Below are 19,892 nucleotides of genomic sequence, written 5' to 3'. Positions count from 1 at the left end.
TTCATTGTTGGATTTGGGGAGGAACCAGATATGCAAACACGAATTGTCATCATTGATGACCATCAATTATTCCGTGAAGGAGTAAAACGTATTTTAGATTTTGAAAAAGATTTTGAAGTAGTAGCAGAAGGTGACGATGGTAACGAAGCGATTGGTCTTGTTGAAGAACATCAGCCTGACGTTGTAATCATGGATATCAACATGCCAGCTGTAAATGGTGTCGAAGCAACAAAGCAGCTAGTAGAGATGAACCCAGATACGAAAGTTATCATCTTATCGATTCATGATGATGAAACATATGTGACTCATGCACTTCAAACAGGAGCACGAGGCTACTTGTTAAAAGAAATGGATGCAGATGCATTAATTGAAGCTGTTAAAGTAGTAGCAGAGGGTGGATCCTACTTACATCCGAAGGTAACGCATAGCCTAGTAAAAGAATACCGTCGACTTGCAGCTCAAGGTCAATCATCTTCATATCCACATGAGCCAATTGAGATTCGCCGCCCGCTTCACTTACTAACTCGTCGTGAGTGTGAAGTATTGCAACTTTTAGCTGATGGAAAGAGTAACCGTGGAATTGGTGAAGCTCTATATATTAGTGAAAAAACAGTTAAAAACCACGTAAGTAATATTTTACAAAAGATGAACGTAAACGACCGTACGCAAGCAGTTGTTGTAGCAATTAAAAACGGCTGGGTAGAGGTACGATAACAAAGAAAGCTCCGCATACATTTGTATGCGGAGCTTTTTTAGGTGAAAAGACATATGAAAAGCACAAAAAAATAGCCGATACATACGGTAGAAAAGATATGTCGTAAAGCGACTTAATGGAGCGTGAATCTATGAAAATTCAGCAGTCATCCCATTCGTTGCATCACGCGAGTGCGCCTTCGGCAACTACAATTGCAACAGAAGATACGCTGCAAGGAATAGTTAAGGAAGTAATGAATGAAAAAGAAGTGCTTATGCAGGTAAAGGGACGTGAAGTACCCGTTCGCCTAGACCAGCCAGTGCATGAAAATGATCATATCAAAATAAAAGTAACGCATGTAAAAGAAGGTTATATAGAAGGACAAGTTTTATCGAAAATACCAACAGAAAATTTTGAGGAACGAGTCAAAAGGCCAATTATGCCAGCTGCTTCAGAGCAAGTACAACAAGCTGCTCGAAGGCTTAAAAATGCTGGATATCGTGTAACAGAATCTTCGGTGATGGCGCTAGAACGTTTTTTTACTATAACAAATCGCTCAGCTTCACAAACAGATGAAACGATTTCTGCTCTTGTGAATAAAAAGCTAGAAGTGACGGTAAATCACCTTACTGCAATTGATGAAGCTCTTCATGGTGATGCATTAAAAGAGCTTTTTAAAGAAGCGGTTGCTAATCGACCGACTTTGCCATCAGAGCTACAGATCAAGGTTGAGGGAGCCTTAAAAAGTGTGGAAGCATCGACTAAATCCCCCTTTAGCCAAGAGGAAATCAACGTACTGCTTCAACGTCTAAAAACAGGTGATAGCGTAGGAGATATTCTTCAACAATTAAAAGAAGTTAAAGAAATACCTAAGAATATTGTAGAGCAATTACAGCGGATTTTTCGAACGAGTCAAGACGTCACAGCGAGCGGCCTTAAAGAGTTGAATCGAGATGACTTGCTGAAAAATATCCCTCTAACTAAACAAGAAGTGCAGACTTTACTTCTTGAATTAAAGAGTAACGGTGTACCGCAAGAGGTCCAGCAAAAGCTACTAGAAGGCTCAAAGCTGCAAGAACTTGTTCTTCAGCGGATCAGTGATTTGTTAATGGCGCTACATTCAAAACAAGCAGATGCAAAAAGTGTTCAAGAAGCGCTTCATTTGGCTGTACGTACGTTTAGTCGTGAACCGAATATAAAAGTTGCTCTTGAGCACCTTTCGAATCAGGTGTTACCAGCTTTACAGTCTCATCCAGCACATGCTGAAAAAGTAAGCCAAGCTCTTGGTAAGGCAAGTGAATTGGTAAATCAGCATAAAGAAATGGCTGCTAGAAAGCAAATAAATGAGGTGCTAGTGGCTATTAGCGAGAGTTTTGAACAACCATCAGCAAAAGAACTACCTCTTCATGTTGCTACAAAAGATGTGGTTGTAACGGTTGTGACAGAAAAACTGGCGTATATCACAAAAGAATTTCAAAATGTACAGCAGCAGGTAAATCGTCAGCTTCTCTATGTTGCAGATTTGCTTCAAGAATCAGCACCTTCAGCAAAAATGAAGGCGTCACAGCTATTAGAAGCAACCGTTAAGCAGCTTGATAAAGCCATTTTACAAAGTGATTTCATGCTATATGCAGATATGAAATCTGAAAAAGAAATGTTAAAGGCTAGTCAGCTTCTTCAAGAAGCGAAAAGTCTATTAGCACAGGGAGATCGCTCTCAAGCTCATAGCTTAGTTATGCAAATCAAAGAAATGATTAAAGGAATGGATTATAAGCCTTCTCACCAAAAGATGATGCATTTTGTTCAAGACGAGTTGTTTTCAAAACTTGCTTTACCAGGGGTTAGCGTTGCTGATGAGCCAGAAATAGGAGCTAGAGATATCTATGAAACCGTAAAGAGATTGGGGTTTCAGCGCGAAAAAGAGGCATTACATGTGCTACAAGGACACCAGCAAGCATCCACAGTTGATGTGAAAAGTGGCCTGTTAAAAGGAGAATATGCGAGCATGGCAGCTCAAACAGCTGATTCAGCTCTTCAACATATCACAGGTCAGCAGCTTTTAAACAAGCATGATTCTTCATCAGCGCAGCAGCTTTATATGCATCTACCTTTTACGCTAAAAGGTGAAGTAGGAACGATGAAAGTATTTATTCAGTCAAATAAAAAGCGTGAGAAAATTGACTGGGAAAATACAAGCTTATACTTTCTATTTGAGACGAAGCAGCTCGGTGAGATTGGCGTGATGTTAAAAGCATCGGATCGCAATCTATCCATTTCATTTGAAACGAACAGCGATGCGTTTGCATCCAACGCTGATACGGTTGTTGATGAATTAAAGGGTAAAATTGAAGCAATTGGTTACGCGATTACGGGAGTCTCCTATGCAGAGCTACGAAATGGAAGAGAAGACGAAGTGAAAGCACCAATTAAGAAACAAATCCCAATGCTTTCAATGAAAGGGTTTGATTATTCAATATGAACTACCAATATATTAATACAGCGAATCGGAGGCAAAAGCGAGGTCCTTCTGCAACGGTCATTCGCTATGAGCAAGGAGAGGGAGCGCCAAAAGTTGTTGCGCAAGGGTCAGGTTCGACGGCGAATCGAATTCTCAACCTTGCAAAGCAGCATGATATTCCACTGCAAGAAGACGAAACGCTTCTGACGAATTTGATGGATATTGAGCTAGGAGATCAAATCCCCCCGCAGCTGTACGGAGTTATTGCCGAAATTCTTTTATTTGTAAAAAAAGTCGAGGATATGAATGAAAATGGCTACTAGACGTGCCGATAAGTAAAAAAAGGAATGCACAAGGGAGATAAGATGAATTGGACTTTTTAACGGAAGAGCTTCTTTATCAAAAAACATCGCAGCAGCTAACGGCTATGCTGTATGAAAAAGCGATTTTAAATATTGAAGAAAGCATTGAACATATTCATAACAAAGATTTCTATACAGCAAATGAAAATTTAAAAAATACAAGTGATATCCTTCATCGCCTAGGCGTCGGCTTGAAATATGAAGCAGGTGTTATTGCGGAGCAGCTTGATACGATTTATAACTATGTAGCAGAACGAGTGGTAGAAGGGAATATGAAGAAGGATATTACGATTTTACAAGACGCTCATCGCGTTCTAACTGAAATTTCAGCTGCTTGGAATAAGGCAATGAGTGAAGAAGTAGCCCAAAAGCGACCGAGCGTTCATAGAAAACTATCGTCTTATGAGAGACAAATTAGCACAACGACATTATAAAAAAAGGAGCTTATTCAATGAGAATCAATCATAATATTCAAGCGTTAAATGCTTATAAAAACTTATCTACGAATCAAATGAATACGTCGAAAAGCTTAGAGAAACTATCATCTGGACTTCGTATTAACCGCGCAGCGGACGATGCAGCAGGATTAGCTATTTCAGAGAAAATGCGTTCTCAAATTCGCGCTTTAGATATGGCAGAACGCAATGCATTAGACGGAATTTCACTCATTCAAACAGCAGAAGGCGGCATGCAGGAAGTGCACAGCATGCTTCAGCGTATGCGTGAACTAGCCGTCCAGTCTTCAAATGGCACGTACCAAGACACGGAAGACCGTGCGTATTTAGATGCTGAAGTGCAGCAGTTAAAGCAGGAAATCGACCGTATCGCACAAACAACACAATTTAACGGTACAAATTTATTAGATGGGAAAACAACGAATATTCAATTTCAAATTTCACCAGAGGCTCCGAGCTTAGCGTTAAAGTTAGCTAAAATTGGTGACGTTACGACGGCAACTTTAGGTCTTACGACAACTTCTATTACAACCGCAACAAATGCAACAACTGCTATTACTCAGCTTGATAAAGCGATTGCTGCTGTGTCAAAAGATCGCTCAACGCTTGGTGCTGCACAAAACCGCCTTGAGCATGCGATGAGCAATATCAGTACAATGAGTGAAAACTTAACGGCTTCTGAATCGCGAATTCGTGACGTGGATATGGCACAGGAGATGACGGAGTTTACGAAAAACAACATTTTAAACCAAGCTGCGCAAGCGATGCTTGCACAGGCTAACCAGCTTCCACAAGGAATTTTACAGCTGTTAAAATAATGGATTATGAAAACGAGAGAAAAGCACGATGCTTTTCTCTTTTTCCTGTATAATACAAGTAAAAACGAAAGAGGAATAGAAATGGATGTTCAGCGAATTAACGGACTGACAAATCAACCAAACGTTTCTAAAGCGAAAGAGGTTCAAGAATCAATTACGTTCACGGACGTTATGGCTAAAAAGCAGCGTGACCTCACCCATGAGCGTTTATCACAACTGGTGACAAAAATCGATGAACAAGGTCGTCATCTAGCCAAGAATCAGACGGTTGATGTGCTTCGAAAGTACAAAGCCCTGGTGAAAGAGTTTATGGATGATGCAGTTAAAAATGGCTTTGAACTGCATGAACAGAGGGGCTTTAACAGAAGAGGAACGACAAAGGTATATAAGCTTGTAAAAGAAGTCGATCGTAAGCTTGTTGATCTAACAAACGACGTGCTAAATAAATCAACGAATGAGCTTCAGCTTTTAGCAAGAGTAGGTGAAATCCAAGGTTTATTGGTCAACATCTATACGTGAAAAGAGGGAAGGTTAAAAGGGCTTTCTTTGTTTTTGTAAACATGCATTTTAAATTGAAATGTTGTAAAATAGAGTGAACTTATTTTTAAATAATAAAAAAGGATGGACCCTTTCAAATGAAAACGGCAATTATTACTGATAGTACAGCGTATATATCAGAAGAAGTGCGCGCTCAACATGACATACATATGGTACCGCTTAGCGTTATTTTTGGTAATGAAACTTATCGTGAAGAAATAGACGTAACGGCGGAAGAATATTTTCATAAAATTAAAGATGCCAAAACATTGCCAACAACCTCTCAGCCTCCAATTGGTGAGTTTGTTGAACTGTATGAGCAGCTACAGCGTGATGGTTATGAGTCAGCGGTCGTTGTGACGCTCTCAAGTGGGATTAGCGGAACCTATCAAGGGGCACTTTCAGCAAGCGAAATGGTTTCAGGTTTTGACGTACAAGTATATGATTCTGAAATTAGCTGCATGGTGCAAGGCTTTTATGTTCTTGAAGGAGCTAAAATGGCGGAAGCTGGTCGTACGCCAGCAGAGATTGTGAATCGTTTTGATGAAATGAAAACGTCTATACGCGCTTACTTTATGGCAGACGATTTGTCACATTTGCAGCGTGGAGGGCGCTTAAATGCAGCTCAAGCGATTATTGGAAGTTTGTTGCAAGTTAAGCCACTGCTTCACTTTGTTGACAAGAAAATTGTTCCTTATGAAAAAATTCGTACGAGAAAGCGCGCGTTAAAACGTATCGTAGAGCTACTGGATGAGGATGCACGTGAGCTTGCGCCAATGAAAGGTGTAGTGATTCATGCGAATCGTCCTTCAGAGGCAGCGGAATTTAAAGCAAAACTGCAAGAAAAGTACCCTCACATTGAGTGGAGTCTTTCATACTTTGGACCTGTTATTGGTACCCATCTTGGAGAAGGTGCCATCGGTGTTGGTTGGTATAAAGAATAAAGCCAAACTAACTTTTTGTTAGTTTGGTTTTTTTATTGCAGGAATTTAGTCAGTTCATCTCGTACTAGTTAGGATGAAAGGAGCGATGTTTTTGCGATTTATCCTACATGACAATCAGTTAGTACCGAATGGTTCACAGGAAGCGCAGGCCATTTCACGGCTTCCTGAATGGCATACACCCGCTGTTAACCCTACATTTTCATTTAATGCAAGCCTCCAGCAATTCCTCGTTGGCAAGCAACTACTCCCTGATGAACTAGCTTCATTTTCTTTTTCTACTCTTCATGAACATTACGAACAAGGCTATATCCACTATCAAAAGTCAATTGTGAAAAAAGACGTGATGACCTGCATGCGCTGTGGAAATCAGCAGCAGCACTTATTTGCTTCGTTTCACTGTGGTCGCTGTTACAGCACATGTACGTATTGCCGTGCCTGCATTGGGATGGGGCGGGTATCGGAATGTACGCCTCTTATCACGTGGAAAGGGCCTCCTTTACGTGAGGTTTCTTCACCAACTCTTACGTGGAAAGGAAAGCTCTCTCCTGCTCAGCAAACGGCTTCTAGCCAAATGGTAGAAGCCGTACATTCAAAGCAAGAGCTGCTCGTGTGGGCCGTTTGTGGAGCTGGAAAAACGGAAGTTCTCTTTGAAGGTATTTCAAAAGCGCTTGCTTTGGGTAAATCGGTATGCGTCGCCACGCCGAGAACGGACGTAGTCCTGGAGCTTCATCCAAGGCTTCAACAAGCGTTTCAAGAGTTGGAAGTAGTGGCTCTTTACGGCGGAAGTGCTGATAAAGGGAAGCACTCTTCTCTGATCCTCACAACTACTCATCAGCTTTTGCGTTACTATGAAGCATTTGACGTCATGATCATTGACGAAGTAGACGCATTTCCTTATTCAGCAGAACCAATGTTGCAATATGCTGCCCACAAAGCTCGTAAAGCAGAATCAACCCTTATTTACTTAACAGCAACTCCCAGTGAAAATCTTAAGCAACAGGTTAAAGAAAATAAGCTAGCAGCTGTCAAAATACCGGCTCGCTATCACCGCTATCCCATTCCGATACCTCGTTTTGTATGGTGTGGCAACTGGCAGAAGAAGCTTGTTAAAAAGAAGTTACCTTTTACCGTATTGAACTGGATCAAGCAGCGAGTGTGTGATGATAAGCAGTGCTTTGTGTTTGTACCAAAGGTCAAATGGGTTCAGCCCGTTGTAGAACTCATTCAACAGCTAACGCCAAGCGTGGCTGGGGTGCACGCAGAAGATAAGGAGCGAAAAGAAAAGGTAAAAGCATTTCGTGAGCAGCAGTATACCATTTTGGTTACAACAACCATTTTAGAACGAGGGGTGACTGTCCCTAATATTGATGTCGCTGTAGTAGGTGCTGAAAATGAAATTTTCACTGAAAGCGCACTTGTGCAAATTTCAGGCCGAGTTGGTAGAAGCGCAAACTTTCCAACAGGAGACGTGGTCTTCTTTCACTATGGGCAAACGGTTGAAATGAAAAAAGCGAAAAAGCATATGGTAGATATGAACGATATGGCAAAAAAACAAGGTCTAATTCAGATATGATATGGTGTTTACTGTGCCATGCATCAATCGAACCCGCTCATAGCTTCTCGTCTCTGATTTCTCCACAGCAAAGAAAGTGGCTGTGTGAAACGTGCCAGTCATCCTTTAAAGGGCTTTCAGAGCCACTTTGTAGACGTTGTGGAAGAATGCTTAATGAGCTTCCTATAGCTTATTATGAGGGTGAATATTGCATCGACTGCGTTCAATGGAACAAAAAGAAATCACCTTTAATTCGCAACTGTTCATTATATAAATATAATAAATTCGCAAAAGAGGTAATGGCTTTGTTTAAATACCGAGGTGACTACGAACTTCATAAAATATTTACTGACGATTTCGCTCAGCTTTATAAGGTATATAGTCCTGAGAACCCCGTACTGGTTCCCATCCCTTTAAGCAAGGAGCGAATGTATGAGCGTGGGTTTAATCAAGCGGAAGCGTTGGCATCTTTACTCCCGGCAGAAGTAGCTTACCCTCTTACTCGTAAGCATACGGAGAAACAAGCGAAGAAAACGAGAGAAGAAAGGCTACAAAACCATAGGGTGTTCGAGCTTGTGGATCCAGAGCTGGTTACAAACAGAAACGTCATTTTAATCGATGATTTGTACACAACGGGCGTTACGTTACACGAAGCAGCGCTTTGTCTAAAAGATGTGGCAGCAGCAATCTATTCTTTTACAATTTACCGTTGAAAAAATAAGCGGTTCAGCCGATACAAAAGGAAATGAGAAGAGAAAGGGAAAAGGAGCATGTTAACGAATTGTTTACGTTGTGGAAGCTTATTTGTTCAAAGCGGAGCGCGCAACATTTGCCCGAGTTGTTATCAGGAAGAAGAAGGCCAGTATGAGCGCGTGGTTACCTTTTTACGAAAGCGAGAAAATCGAACTGCAACCATGTATGAAGTCGTTAAAAAAACGAACGTACCCGACCTGCGCATTCAGCAGTTCATTCAGCAGGGAAGGTTGCTGATAGCTAAATTTCCAAACCTAGGCTACCCTTGCTTAGAATGTGGTCAAAGTATTAGAGAGGGAAAGCTTTGTCATAATTGCGCTCAGCAGTTGAAAAATGACCTAGCAAAGCACGAAATAGAAACAAAATGTCAAAATGAACGACAGGATCGATTATCAACTTATCGTTTGAAAGATAAATAATCTAGACATAAAGAACTGGTTATCTTTTTTTGGTGAAGGTAATGGTTCTTAAGACCTTTTTAGTTTGGGTACAAAATCGTACTTATTTTGAAGCTTTTTAGCGTGTTTGTGCATTTAGTCTCAACTTTGAGCGAGTTGCTAAATGTTTAATTCAAAGCTCCGATATAATGAGTAGATAGATAGCGGATACAAACTTTAAAGAGGTGACCAAAGATGAAGATAAATTCAACTCATTCTAGCAGAATAAATCCATATCAAAAGGCAGCTGAAAAAATGGAAAAAGCTCAGCAAACAGGAAAACGAGATGATGTGCAAATTTCAAAAGAAGCGAAAGAGCTTCAGCAAATGAGTACAAATGCCACAGAGCGCTCAGCAAAGATTGAACAGTTAAAGCAGCAGATTGAAAATGGGGCATATAAAGTTAACGCAGAAGAAGTGGCGAAAGGGCTTATCAACTTTTATAAAAAATAAAGGGAATGACAAAAATTGAATAGCGGGAAACTGACTGAAATTTTAACGAAGCAAATCGCATTGCATAAGAGCTTATTAGCTTTAACAGACAAGAAAAAGGCAATTATCATCAGCCAAAATATCAAAGAGTTAACCCATGTGCTTAAAGATGAGCAGACGCACGTTGCGGCGATAGAAGCTTTGGAAAAACAGCGCATGTTGCTCATGGAAAATATCGCACAGATTGAACAGGCCATTACCCTTCAACCACTTCAAAGCCAGCTCATTGAACTTATTGAAAGCATTCAGAGGAAAAATGAGTTAAATCAACAACTGCTAACACAATCTCTGCAGCTCATTAATCTTGAGCTTGACTTATTAACCTCATCTCAACAAGCAGATTCATATAATTATACAAAAGCAGAAAACGATGTACCATCACTTACACAAGCATCTACCTTTCAGTCAAAAGCGTAGAGAATGAAGGAGAGAATGTAATGATTTCAACTTTTCATGGGCTGCAGGTTGCAAAGCGAGGCATGGATGCGCAGCAGTCAGCACTATACACAGTGGGGCAAAATATCGCCAATGCTAACACGCCGGGCTATACTCGTCAGCGCGTTACGTTTGAAGCGAGTACGCCTTACCCAACACCGGGAATGAACCGTCCAGGAGTGACGGGTCAACTTGGTACGGGAGTGGATGCCAAAACGATTGAGCGTGTGCGCGATCAGTTCCTTGATGTACAGTACAGAGGAGAAACAGTTAAGGTAGGCTATTGGAATGCCAAATCGGCAGCCATTGACAAAATGGAAGAGATTCTAAATGAGCCATCTGAAGACGGATTGTCAGCAACATTTGATCAATTTTTCGAAGCACTTCAAGACGTTGCTGCAAATCCATCAAATGCCGGTGCTCGCTCTGTTGCACGTGAGAGAGCAAATGCAATTGCCGATACATTTACGTATCTATCCACATCGCTCGAAGTCATTCAAGGTGATTTACAATCTGAAATTGATGTAACCGTCAAGCAAATGAACTCGGTTCTTGAGCAAATCAATAACGTTAATAAACAAATTAATGATATTGAAGTGCACGGCTATTTGCCAAATGATTTATATGATGAGCGTGACCGCTTACTAGACGAACTTTCACAGTTTGTAGAATTTGACATACAGTATGATCAAACAAGCGGTAACAGCCTGCCCGTAGCCGAAGGAACCGTGACGGTTACGATGCAAACCGCAAACGGTCCTGTTACGTTAGTAAATGGCCAAACTCGTCAAGCTGCAGCGTTTACGATAAACGATACGGACGGAAGCGTAACGGATGTTCGTGTAGGTGGCCAAACGCTTTCGCCAGCCAACCTTTCACAAGGTAAGCTTAAAGGATTGATTGAATCAGCAGGTTACGTAGACGAAAATGGCCAAACAAAAGGTGTATATTCTGACATGCTAGCGTCTCTTGATAAAATGGCCTTTGAGTTTGTGAATTGGTTTAACGGCCAGCACGAACAAGGCGTAACGTTAGATGGCCAAACGGGTGTATCTTTCTTTAATCCAATTACGGAGGGAAAAGGCGCTGCGAAAAGCATTACGCTATCAAATGAAATTATTCAAAGTACCAACAACATAGCTGCTGCTTCTCAGTCAGAAATAGAAGGAGATCGTAAAGGAGATGGAAGCAATGCGCTAGCGCTCGCTAACTTCCGTGATAGCGTTCTTATTCAGCTTACTGACGATCAAACTGTATCCATGAAAGAATATTACCAGTCTCTTATTGGCCAAATGGCGGTTAACGGCCAGCAGGCAAACCGCTTAAAAGGAAACTCAGAAACGCTTCAACAAGCCGTGGAGCAACGAAAACAATCGACGAGTTCCGTTTCAATCGATGAAGAAATGAGCAATATGATTCAATTCCAGCACGCTTATAATGCAAGTGCCCGCATGGTGACAATGATTGATGAGATGTTAGATCGCATTATTAACGGATTAGGAACGGGTGGTAGATAAAGATGCGAATTACACAAAGCATGCTAGCGGCCAACTCATTACGACATATTAACAGCAGTTATACTCAGCTCCAAACCTTGCAAAATCAGCTGTCAACGGGTAAGAAAATTACGCGTCCATCGGATGATCCTGTTATCGCTACAAAGGGGATGGCATACAGGTCTAACCTATCTGAAATTGATCAATACAAACGAAATTTAACCGAAGCCTATTCGTGGTTTGATAACTCTGAAGCGGGGCTTGAACAGGTTAACTCCATTTTTCAACGTGCCAAAGAGCTAATGGTACAAGGAACAAACGGTACGAACGACGGACAAGATCGCCAAGCAATTGCCCGTGAAATTGAACAGCTGAAGCTTGATTTTATGCAGGTAGCCAATACGCAAGTAGCGGGAAGATATATCTTTAACGGCGTGAACGTAGGAAACGCGCCCGTTACTCAAAATGCGGATGGCTCGATTGCGTCCGAAATTAATGCCGATCCGTTTTCAGTTGAAGTATCAAAAGGCGTCAGCCTACGCGTCAATATTAATGCTGACCGTATCTTTTCGCAAGAATCGTTTGATTTCATCGATAGTATTCAAGCGGGTTTTGAAAACAACGATGTTGAATCGCTTCAACAATTATCAACACAAGTTAATGACTATTTATCAACTCTATCAGCAGAGCGCTCAGAGCTCGGTGCGAGAAACAATCGCCTGGAGCTCATTGAAAATCGCATTGCTTCTCAAGAAATTACTGCTAGCCGCATGATTTCAGATAACGAAGATGCTGATATTGAGAAAGTTATTACGGACTTAACCATTCAAGAAAGCGTGCACCGTGCTTCCTTATCGGTTGGTGCCAAACTAATTCAGCCAACGCTTCTTGACTTTTTACGCTAAACCAAAACTCCTTCTTTGAAGGGGTTTTTTTAGGAGGAATACTGATGCAAGTTAGTACCATACAGGCCTCTTACGCCATGCCACCCATCATTCAGCCGCAGCCAGTCGACGTTTCGACAGAAAAAATCCAGGTCATTGTCGAAAAGACACCGTCGCGGCTTACTATTGACCAAACTAAGGCGTGGGAAGAAATGAACCTGCAATCAATTTTAAAAAGCATGGACGAAGAAGCGAATGAAGGTAAACAAGCGGTGATGGAATCTATCACAAAAGCAGTCCAAGAAGGAAAAGAGTTAATGAAAATTGAACAAGGTGGTAACCCACTCGCTAATCAAGCCAAGCGCAACAGCGAAAAGCCCATCTATCCAAGCAACATAACCTTTATTCCAAGTCCGTTTAGTGTCAAAATAAACTATGTACCTGAAACACTATTAATCTCAACAATTAAACAAGAGGTGTAGCTCATGCTTAAAACAGCTTATCACGGTGATGTTCAAATTGAACAACCCTCATTAACATTTGAAAAAGGTCTTCCTGGGTTTCCACACGAAATGCAATTTGTGGTCTTGCCACTTCCAAACGCTGATATGTTCCACGTGTTACAGTCTACGAACACGCAGGAAGTTGCGTTCGTGATGACCGAGCCGTTTCAATTCTTCCCAGATTATGACTTTAAATTAGATGAGACAACAGTCAAGCAGCTTCAGCTGGAAAGCGGAAGTGACGCTGCTGTATACGTTATTTTAACAATGCATGACGACGTTACTAAAATTACGGCAAATCTGCAGGCGCCAATTGTTATTAATACAAAAAACAATCAAGCCAAGCAAGTTATCTTAAACAACGAAGCCTACCAAACCAAGCACGCGCTGTTTCAACCCGTAAACAACTAAGGAGGGAACGACCATGCTAGTCCTAACGCGTAAAACGAACGAAACAATCAAAATCGGTGAAGACATTGAAGTGACCGTTCTCTCTATTAGCGGTGACCAAGTCAAGCTCGGCATCAAGGCCCCGCGTGATGTCGAAGTCCATCGCCAAGAAATCTATGAAGAAATCCAGTTAGAAAATCACCAGGCATCCAAGCCGGTAGCCAATATGATGGACATCTTACAAACAATAAATGACACCAAACCAAGGCCCTAAACCGTCTTGGTTTTTCTTTTGAAAAAAGTAAAGAAACCGCTAAACAATCCAAAAAAAAAGACGATATCATTCTTGTAAAGACAAACTGCCAGGCGGCCGATTGGCAGGGAGTTAAAACAAGCTCACACGGACGTGGGCAAAAACATATTCAAGGAGGAAATGAAAATGAGAATTAATCATAATATTGCGGCGTTGAATACTTATCGTCAGTTTGGTGCAGCTAATGCCGCACAAGGTAAGTCAATGGAGAAATTATCTTCAGGTCTTCGTATTAACAAAGCTGGGGATGACGCAGCAGGTCTTTCCATTTCAGAAAAAATGCGTGGACAAATTCGTGGATTAGAGCAATCTTCAAGAAATGCTCAAGATGGTATTTCATTAATTCAAACAGCTGAAGGTGCTTTAAATGAAACACATGCTATGCTTCAGCGTATGCGTGAATTAGCAGTGCAGGCTTCAAATGATACGAATACTACTGATGATAGAGCAGCTATTCAAAAGGAAGCTGACCAGCTAGCTAAAGACATTAACCGAATTGCAAAAGACACACAATTTAACGGTCAAGCTTTACTAACAGGTGCAGGTGGACCAAATGGAGATGGAACATTTGCATTTCAAGTTGGTGCAAACGAAAACCAACAAATTACGTTAACTATTGGAGATATGACCGGTGGTACAGGATTATCAATTGCGGCTGGAGATACTGAAGCTGATGGTGCAATTGATATTTCAAGTGATGCTGCAACTGCAACTGCTGCTATTACTACAATTGATGCTGCTATCACAAAAATTTCAGGTGAGCGTTCAAACCTAGGTGCTTACCAAAACAGATTAGAGTATGCAATCAATAATGTTGATACATCAGCTGAAAACTTAACAGCTGCTGAGTCTCGTATTCGTGACGTAGATTATGCTTCCGCTGCATAAGCAGTGACAAGCACAGTCGTCCTAGCTGGTAACGGCTAGCGATTATTATCGGGTGAATTGCTGGAAACCCCTTAGAGCTTTTCTTGCCACAACGTAGTTGGAAACGACAAGCGTGAAGGTTTAAAAAAAGACAAGATTTGGGCAATCAGCAGCCAAGCTCCTGTTCCGAAAGGATGGAGAAGGTTCAACGACTAGGATAGACCATCTAAAAGCTAAGCTCAAGATGATGAAATCTATAGGTGAAACAATGGTCATCAGCATTGTGAATCCGAAGTGCCCGACCCCTACTAGAATGCTAGAGGGTGAAGATATAGTCTAGTCATTTACGAAAGTAAATGTTCGCACGATGGCGAAAGAAATGATGAACCAAACTAAGAACTCTATTCTTTCTCAAGCAGCACAAGCAATGTTGGCTCAATCGAATCAAATGCCTCAAGGTGTGTTACAACTCTTGAGATAATTGATGAGAAGGGCGTCTAGCTTGGTAACAAGCTAGAGAATTACTGGGTGAATTGCTGGAACTTCCTAAAGCTTCACCAACCACAACGTAACTGGAAACGGTAAGCGTGAAGGTGTGAAAATGATGAGGATGAAACAATGGATAATCAGCAGCCAAGCTCCTGTGAGGAAACTCTGGAGAAGGTTCAACGACTAGAGAATACGGTCTAAGGCGAAAGCTATGACTATGAATCTCGTAGGGCAGCAAAAGCTGTTCGAAGTGCCCAGCTCCATGAAAATATGGATGAAGATATAGTCTATTCTGTAATCGAAAGATGCAGTCGCAAAGCAAGCGAACCAACAACCACAAGGAGTTCTACAACTTCTTCGTTAATTTTAGATTATTTGAAAGAGACTGAGACATAAGTGGTTCAGCCTCTACTATACCTGAACGATTGAGAGTTCATAACTTTTAATCGTTCAGGTTTTTTTGTTGATTGTGAAAACAATGTTGGAAACAGGGTGGAATGGAGCGTAGGACACTCGACTCCTGCGGGAAGAGAGGGAAAACGGAGACCCCGCAGCGCAGCGAGGAAGCTCAGGTTCCTCCCCGCGGAAAGCGAGTGACCGTAGCGCAATGGAACGAACGAGTTGAGACAAATCAAAGAGATGGGAACAGCTATAGTGTTCGTCTTTTAGAAGCAATCATTTTGTTATGTCCCAAACTCTTTTACTTTTGATATAGGTCATGGTGTTAATGATTTGGCACTACTGACGCTAATTTAGGTAATCAAAAGTCTGATTGATACTAGAGTCTTTTTTATGATGAAAGGAGCATTCCGGTGGACGTAGCAAAACTTTCAATGGCCCTAAGCAAATCTAATACTCAGCATCAAGCTTCTCTGTCCGTAATGAAAATGGGGATGGGTAACGCAGAACAGCAGGGTGAAACCATTCAAGAGCTTTTAAGCTCAGCTGATGTAAAAGTCATTCAGCATGCTGCTCAAGCCTCATCTTGGTGGAAACATTGATCTTAGAAAATAAATTTATATTTTCATATGTAGAGTATAAACAATACGAATTCAGCCCATACTAATATCAAGGTATTCCCCTATCCCCTTTTTTATTGATCTTCTCCCGTGAGAAGGTCTTTTTTTATGAAAAAGGCTGAGACAGAAGTATTTCAGCCAACGATAAGCCTGAACGATTGAGAGCTCGCAACTCTTAGTTGTCCAGGCTTTTTTGTGATTGGGCAAACCCAGTTTGGAGACGGAATGGAATGGAGAGAAAGGCACTCGACTCCTCCCCGCGGAAAGCGAGTGGCCGTAGCGCAATGGAACGAACGTGTTCAGGCAAACCAAAGAGATGGGAGCGGCTATTGTTTGTCTCTTAGAAGCAGTCAGTTTGTTATATCCCAAACTCTTGCTTATGCATAAATAGACGATAAAGCCGATTTGTCTTCGATTTGAGCGGGTTCTTGGGTAGAGATGTATTCAATCTGATAGCGGTTCAAGTAGTTTTTTTGCAGAATGGCACAGCCAATTTGCTTATCGGTTGTGGTGAACAAAATGATGCGCTTTTCTCCGTTGATGGTTTCGTCTTTTTGTATTTCTTGAATGGACAAGCTTGGTTCTTCTTTTTTTGCATAGGTTTCGATTTTTGCTTGAATGGTAGAATACGAGTCGGTTTCTTTAATTGATTTTTCGTTTGTATGAATAACGGCAAAGGCTGTGAGCATCCCGGCAAGTAGAAAAGGAATGATCGTTTTTTTCATGGCTGAGTAGCTCCTTTATAGAGGATCTTGGCAATGTGGAATTTTAACAGCATTGTAGCACGAAAAGCCCCCAATAAAGGCCTAGATTTAAAGAAATAGGAAAATAAAACAGATTAATGGATAACAAAGGTAGCGCTCGTGACCTTCATCCCTGTTAAGAAAGCAAGCCTTATCTCATGTGAAATCATGTTTTTAAAGAGGAAAAGTACTGCGAACTACCTATAAACAATAAATAAATGTTTCCGATAACAATAAAAAAGAGTGTTTTTTAAGGGGTGGCTGTGATGGAGGGGACATCAATTTCAGCTAAAACGCTTCATTCAAGTGTGTTAAGCTATGCCAGCGTTCAGCAATCAAAAGAAAAAAATCAGCTAGAAACAGAGTCAAAAGCGCCGAAAAGCAGTAATGAAGTAATCATTGCACAGCTTGAAAAAGCGGTGGAAGAGATTAATCAAAAGCTCGCACCTACGTTTGTTTCGGTACGTTTTCAACTTCATGAAAAGTCTCATACGTATTTCGCTCAGGTTGTAAATGCGGATACGAATGAGGTGATTCGAGAGGTACCTCCCGAAAAGCTTTTAGATATGCATGCCGAGATGGAGCGGCTGACGGGATTAATCTTTGATCAAAAAATGTAATTGGCGGTGAAAGAATGGTTCGTATTGGTGGATTAGCAAGTGGAATGGATATTGACCAAATCGTAAGTGATTTAATGAAAGCGGAGCGTATGCCGCTGGATAAAATAAAGCAAAAAAAGCAAACAACAGAATGGCAGCGTGACCAGTATCGCGAAATGAACCGATTGCTAACGGAATTTCGTGATTCGGCTTTTAACATGACGCTCCAGTCAACATATATGGTGAAAAGCTCATCTTCAGCAGATGAATCGAAAGTAACGGCTACTGCAACAACGTCAGCAGGTAACGCGTCGTATACATTATCAAACGTAACGATGGCGACGGCTGCTAAAAATATTAGCGGGGCAGTTTCAGGAACAACAAAAATTGATCCATCAAAAAGCTTATGGTCTCAGCAAAGTGCGTTTTCAGGTGGGCTAACGTGGCAGACTAAAACGATCAATCAAAGCGCGATTACGGTAGCCAGTGACACGACGAAGGTTTCGTTAGGAAAAGGAGCAATTGAAGCTTCAACCTTACCAGGACAAATTGTTGTAAAAGATAAAGATGGAAATGAAACGTCTTATAGCGTGCGCACAGACAACGCGACAGGGTTAGGAACAGACCAGGTATTTGTCGATCCAGCAACCGGTGAAATGACGTTTGGTACGCAACTTGTAAAAGATAGCACGGTACAAGGGTTTGATTATGAACAAAACTACGTATCATTTGCCATTACAACCTATGATGAAAATGGAAAAGCGATTGAAGATGATCAAAAGAATGGGAAAATGAACTTCGAGTTTGATGGTACGAAGTCATTAAATGACGTTATTTCTACGATTAACAATTCCAAGGTCGGGATTTCTGCATTTTACGATTCGGGCACAGATAAAATTATGTTCACGCGTAAAGATACCGGGAGTTTAACAGATGCAAGCGGTACGGGGCCACAAATGAAATTGGAAGGTACTTTTTTAACGCAGACGCTAAAGTTGGATCAAACGAATGAACAAAGCGGAACTGACGCAACGTTTGAAATCAACGGCTTACAAACAACGAGAAAGTCCAATACGTTCACAGTCAGCGGCGTGAGCTTTACGCTTCAAGATAACTTTACGGCCCCTGTGCGCGTAAATGTTAGCAACAACACAGATAAAGCGGTTGAATCGATTAAAGATTTTGTGACGAAGTACAATGAACTCATCGCTACACTCAATGGTAAAACTACGGAAGAGCGTTACCGCGATTACATTCCTTTGACCGATGCTCAGCGTGAAAGCTTAACAGATAAACAAGCGGAGCAGTGGGAAGAAAAAGCCAAGAGCGGATTGTTAAAAAACGATTCAATTCTTTCAAGTGGACTAAATCAAATGCGTTCTAACTGGTATTCAGCTGTTTCAGGCATCACCGGTGAATTCAAGCAGCTAACGGATATTGGAATTACGACTAGTACGAACTATATGGACCGTGGAAAGCTTGTTATTAACGAGACAAAGTTAAAAGAAGCGCTTGAGAAAGATCCGCAGTCCGTGATGGATTTATTTTCAAAAAATGGCGAAACGACAAGTGAAAAAGGGATTGTCCGCAGACTTCGTGAATCCGTTGCGGATACGGTATCTAAAATTGAGCAGCGTGCAGGCCGCTCAACGTGGACGAATACGCAGTTTGTGCTCGGTCGTAATTTACGTGACATGGATGATCAAATTAGTCGATTTGAAAGTCGTCTTGTGCAGGTAGAAGACCGCTATTGGCGCCAATTTACAGCAATGGAAAAAGCTATTCAAAACTCAAACGCACAAAGCATGCAGCTATCGCAATATTTCGCTTAAACATAGCAATACAATGAAGAAAGAGTACGAGAAGGAGTGAAGGAAATGGCAGCAAATCCTTATCAAGCGTATCAGCAAGGGGCAGTTCAAACTGCTTCACCTGGTGAACTTACGCTGATGCTTTACAACGGATGCATTAAATTTATTAAAATGGCCCGTATTGGGTTTGAACAACACAATATTGAAGCGAAAAACGAAAACTTACTTAAAGCACAAAAGATTATTCAAGAGTTAATGGTTACTTTAGATACAAGCGCTGCTGTTGGAAAAGAAATGATGGCGATGTATGACTATATGAATCAGCGCTTAATTGAAGCCAATGTTCAAAATCGCGTAGAACTCCTCGACGAAGTAGAGGGATATGCCGTTGAGTTTCGCGATACGTGGAAGCAGGTTATTCAAATGAATCGTAAGCAAACCCATGGTTCAGGTGGACAAGCGTGACGCCTCTCGACTCCGTATATGAACTGACGGCTGAGCTCTATGGCCTTGTCCAAAAGCCGCTTCTTGCAGAAGAACGTGAGAATATGATTGCGAAAGTGGAAGGCTTGCTTCAAGAGCGCAGTCAGTATATTGACGAGCTTGTTCAGTCAAAAGAAAGCAAGAATGATTCGAGAGGGAACATCATCGTTAGCATGAATGCCATCATTGATTCAACATTGTTAAAATGGAAAAAAAGTGTTGAAGAGGACCTTCAAAAAACAAAGGCCAAAAAACAGCATGTTAATCGTTATGTTAACCCGTATGGAAATGAAACATTCGATGGGAGTTTTTACGATAAGCGAAACTGAATAGAAGACGTAAAAATTCGAAAAAAAAA

The 19,892-nt window shown here is 41.3% G+C and carries 25 protein-coding genes; 24 read left to right on the top strand and 1 reads right to left on the bottom strand.

The window, feature by feature from the left end:
• The first annotated feature begins 30 nt into the window (after positions 1-30).
• The 20 genes from MKZ18_RS19985 to MKZ18_RS19890 all read left to right on the top strand — a co-directional run bounded on the left by MKZ18_RS19985 (position 31) and on the right by MKZ18_RS19890 (position 15,880).
• Positions 31-714 (top strand): response regulator, encoded by a 684-nt coding sequence (locus tag MKZ18_RS19985; RefSeq protein WP_025908789.1) that lies wholly within the window; start codon positions 31-33, stop codon positions 712-714.
• 131 nt (positions 715-845) lie between these two features.
• Complete coding sequence (locus MKZ18_RS19980) at positions 846-3,173, top strand: hypothetical protein (protein WP_340841936.1); 2,328 nt, start codon at positions 846-848, stop codon at positions 3,171-3,173.
• Entirely contained in the window at positions 3,170-3,475 is a 306-nt protein-coding gene (locus MKZ18_RS19975) for an EscU/YscU/HrcU family type III secretion system export apparatus switch protein (RefSeq protein ID WP_025909618.1), read from the top strand. The genes MKZ18_RS19980 and MKZ18_RS19975 overlap by 4 nt, the downstream gene beginning before the upstream one ends.
• Positions 3,476-3,522: 47 nt before the next feature.
• Positions 3,523-3,948 (top strand): flagellar export chaperone FliS, encoded by a 426-nt coding sequence (locus MKZ18_RS19970; RefSeq protein WP_235932360.1) that lies wholly within the window; start codon positions 3,523-3,525, stop codon positions 3,946-3,948.
• 17 nt (positions 3,949-3,965) lie between these two features.
• A complete protein-coding gene (locus MKZ18_RS19965; protein ID WP_025909620.1) occupies positions 3,966-4,787 on the top strand; it encodes a flagellin N-terminal helical domain-containing protein in 822 nt (273 codons plus the stop codon).
• A gap of 81 nt (positions 4,788-4,868) precedes the next feature.
• Positions 4,869-5,306: a YaaR family protein gene (locus MKZ18_RS19960; protein ID WP_061786279.1), complete on the top strand. Its 438-nt coding sequence runs from the start codon at positions 4,869-4,871 to the stop codon at positions 5,304-5,306.
• Between the two features lie 116 nt (positions 5,307-5,422).
• Positions 5,423-6,268: a DegV family protein gene (locus tag MKZ18_RS19955; protein WP_025909622.1), complete on the top strand. Its 846-nt coding sequence runs from the start codon at positions 5,423-5,425 to the stop codon at positions 6,266-6,268.
• 85 nt (positions 6,269-6,353) lie between these two features.
• Positions 6,354-7,841, top strand: coding sequence for a DEAD/DEAH box helicase (locus MKZ18_RS19950; protein ID WP_340841940.1), 1,488 nt, complete (start codon positions 6,354-6,356; stop codon positions 7,839-7,841).
• Between the two features lie 284 nt (positions 7,842-8,125).
• On the top strand, positions 8,126-8,533 hold the full coding sequence (locus tag MKZ18_RS19945) for a ComF family protein (RefSeq protein WP_081801858.1): 408 nt from the start codon (positions 8,126-8,128) through the stop codon (positions 8,531-8,533).
• 57 nt (positions 8,534-8,590) lie between these two features.
• The gene (locus tag MKZ18_RS19940) at positions 8,591-8,992 is read left to right on the top strand and encodes a TIGR03826 family flagellar region protein (protein ID WP_061786276.1); all 402 of its coding nucleotides are present in this window, start codon (positions 8,591-8,593) and stop codon (positions 8,990-8,992) included.
• 213 nt (positions 8,993-9,205) lie between these two features.
• On the top strand, positions 9,206-9,463 hold the full coding sequence (gene flgM, locus MKZ18_RS19935; protein WP_025909626.1) for a flagellar biosynthesis anti-sigma factor FlgM: 258 nt from the start codon (positions 9,206-9,208) through the stop codon (positions 9,461-9,463).
• A gap of 15 nt (positions 9,464-9,478) precedes the next feature.
• On the top strand, positions 9,479-9,919 hold the full coding sequence (locus MKZ18_RS19930) for a flagellar protein FlgN (protein WP_025909627.1): 441 nt from the start codon (positions 9,479-9,481) through the stop codon (positions 9,917-9,919).
• A gap of 20 nt (positions 9,920-9,939) precedes the next feature.
• Positions 9,940-11,454, top strand: a complete 1,515-nt coding sequence (gene flgK / locus MKZ18_RS19925; RefSeq protein WP_340841944.1) for a flagellar hook-associated protein FlgK — start codon at positions 9,940-9,942, stop codon at positions 11,452-11,454.
• A 2-nt stretch (positions 11,455-11,456) separates the two neighbouring features.
• The gene (flgL, locus tag MKZ18_RS19920) at positions 11,457-12,338 is read left to right on the top strand and encodes a flagellar hook-associated protein FlgL (protein WP_061786543.1); all 882 of its coding nucleotides are present in this window, start codon (positions 11,457-11,459) and stop codon (positions 12,336-12,338) included.
• 44 nt (positions 12,339-12,382) lie between these two features.
• Positions 12,383-12,799, top strand: coding sequence for a DUF6470 family protein (locus MKZ18_RS19915; RefSeq protein WP_061786544.1), 417 nt, complete (start codon positions 12,383-12,385; stop codon positions 12,797-12,799).
• 3 nt (positions 12,800-12,802) lie between these two features.
• Positions 12,803-13,231 carry a flagellar assembly protein FliW gene (gene fliW / locus MKZ18_RS19910; protein ID WP_076512305.1) on the top strand — a complete coding sequence of 143 codons (429 nt, stop codon included), beginning with the start codon at positions 12,803-12,805 and terminating at the stop codon, positions 13,229-13,231.
• A 13-nt stretch (positions 13,232-13,244) separates the two neighbouring features.
• Complete coding sequence (gene csrA / locus MKZ18_RS19905; RefSeq protein ID WP_025909632.1) at positions 13,245-13,484, top strand: carbon storage regulator CsrA; 240 nt, start codon at positions 13,245-13,247, stop codon at positions 13,482-13,484.
• A 165-nt stretch (positions 13,485-13,649) separates the two neighbouring features.
• Positions 13,650-14,411: a flagellin N-terminal helical domain-containing protein gene (locus MKZ18_RS19900; protein WP_076512306.1), complete on the top strand. Its 762-nt coding sequence runs from the start codon at positions 13,650-13,652 to the stop codon at positions 14,409-14,411.
• A 346-nt stretch (positions 14,412-14,757) separates the two neighbouring features.
• Positions 14,758-14,871: a flagellin gene (locus MKZ18_RS19895; RefSeq protein ID WP_076512307.1), complete on the top strand. Its 114-nt coding sequence runs from the start codon at positions 14,758-14,760 to the stop codon at positions 14,869-14,871.
• A gap of 820 nt (positions 14,872-15,691) precedes the next feature.
• On the top strand, positions 15,692-15,880 hold the full coding sequence (locus tag MKZ18_RS19890) for a YjfB family protein (RefSeq protein ID WP_225002013.1): 189 nt from the start codon (positions 15,692-15,694) through the stop codon (positions 15,878-15,880).
• 395 nt (positions 15,881-16,275) lie between these two features.
• Here MKZ18_RS19890 and MKZ18_RS19885 read toward each other — a convergent pair whose 3' ends face one another.
• Positions 16,276-16,623: a hypothetical protein gene (locus MKZ18_RS19885; RefSeq protein WP_061786095.1), complete on the bottom strand. Its 348-nt coding sequence runs from the start codon at positions 16,621-16,623 to the stop codon at positions 16,276-16,278.
• Positions 16,624-16,907: 284 nt separating this feature from the next.
• Between MKZ18_RS19885 and MKZ18_RS19880 the strand changes: the two genes are divergently transcribed.
• From MKZ18_RS19880 to MKZ18_RS19865, 4 genes are read left to right on the top strand one after another with little or no spacing between them, the layout of a single operon-like run.
• Positions 16,908-17,261: a flagellar protein FlaG gene (locus tag MKZ18_RS19880; RefSeq protein WP_061786094.1), complete on the top strand. Its 354-nt coding sequence runs from the start codon at positions 16,908-16,910 to the stop codon at positions 17,259-17,261.
• 14 nt (positions 17,262-17,275) lie between these two features.
• Positions 17,276-19,072 carry a flagellar filament capping protein FliD gene (gene fliD, locus MKZ18_RS19875; RefSeq protein ID WP_144594172.1) on the top strand — a complete coding sequence of 599 codons (1,797 nt, stop codon included), beginning with the start codon at positions 17,276-17,278 and terminating at the stop codon, positions 19,070-19,072.
• 45 nt (positions 19,073-19,117) lie between these two features.
• Positions 19,118-19,516, top strand: a complete 399-nt coding sequence (gene fliS, locus MKZ18_RS19870) for a flagellar export chaperone FliS (RefSeq protein ID WP_025907032.1) — start codon at positions 19,118-19,120, stop codon at positions 19,514-19,516.
• The gene (locus MKZ18_RS19865; protein ID WP_025907030.1) at positions 19,513-19,863 is read left to right on the top strand and encodes a hypothetical protein; all 351 of its coding nucleotides are present in this window, start codon (positions 19,513-19,515) and stop codon (positions 19,861-19,863) included. The genes fliS and MKZ18_RS19865 overlap by 4 nt, the downstream gene beginning before the upstream one ends.
• Positions 19,864-19,892 lie beyond the last annotated feature (29 nt).

Source organism: Priestia sp. FSL W8-0001 (assembly GCF_038050335.1).
Taxonomy (GTDB): domain Bacteria; phylum Bacillota; class Bacilli; order Bacillales; family Bacillaceae_H; genus Priestia; species Priestia flexa.
This window is presented reverse-complemented; position numbering and strand designations above follow the sequence as displayed.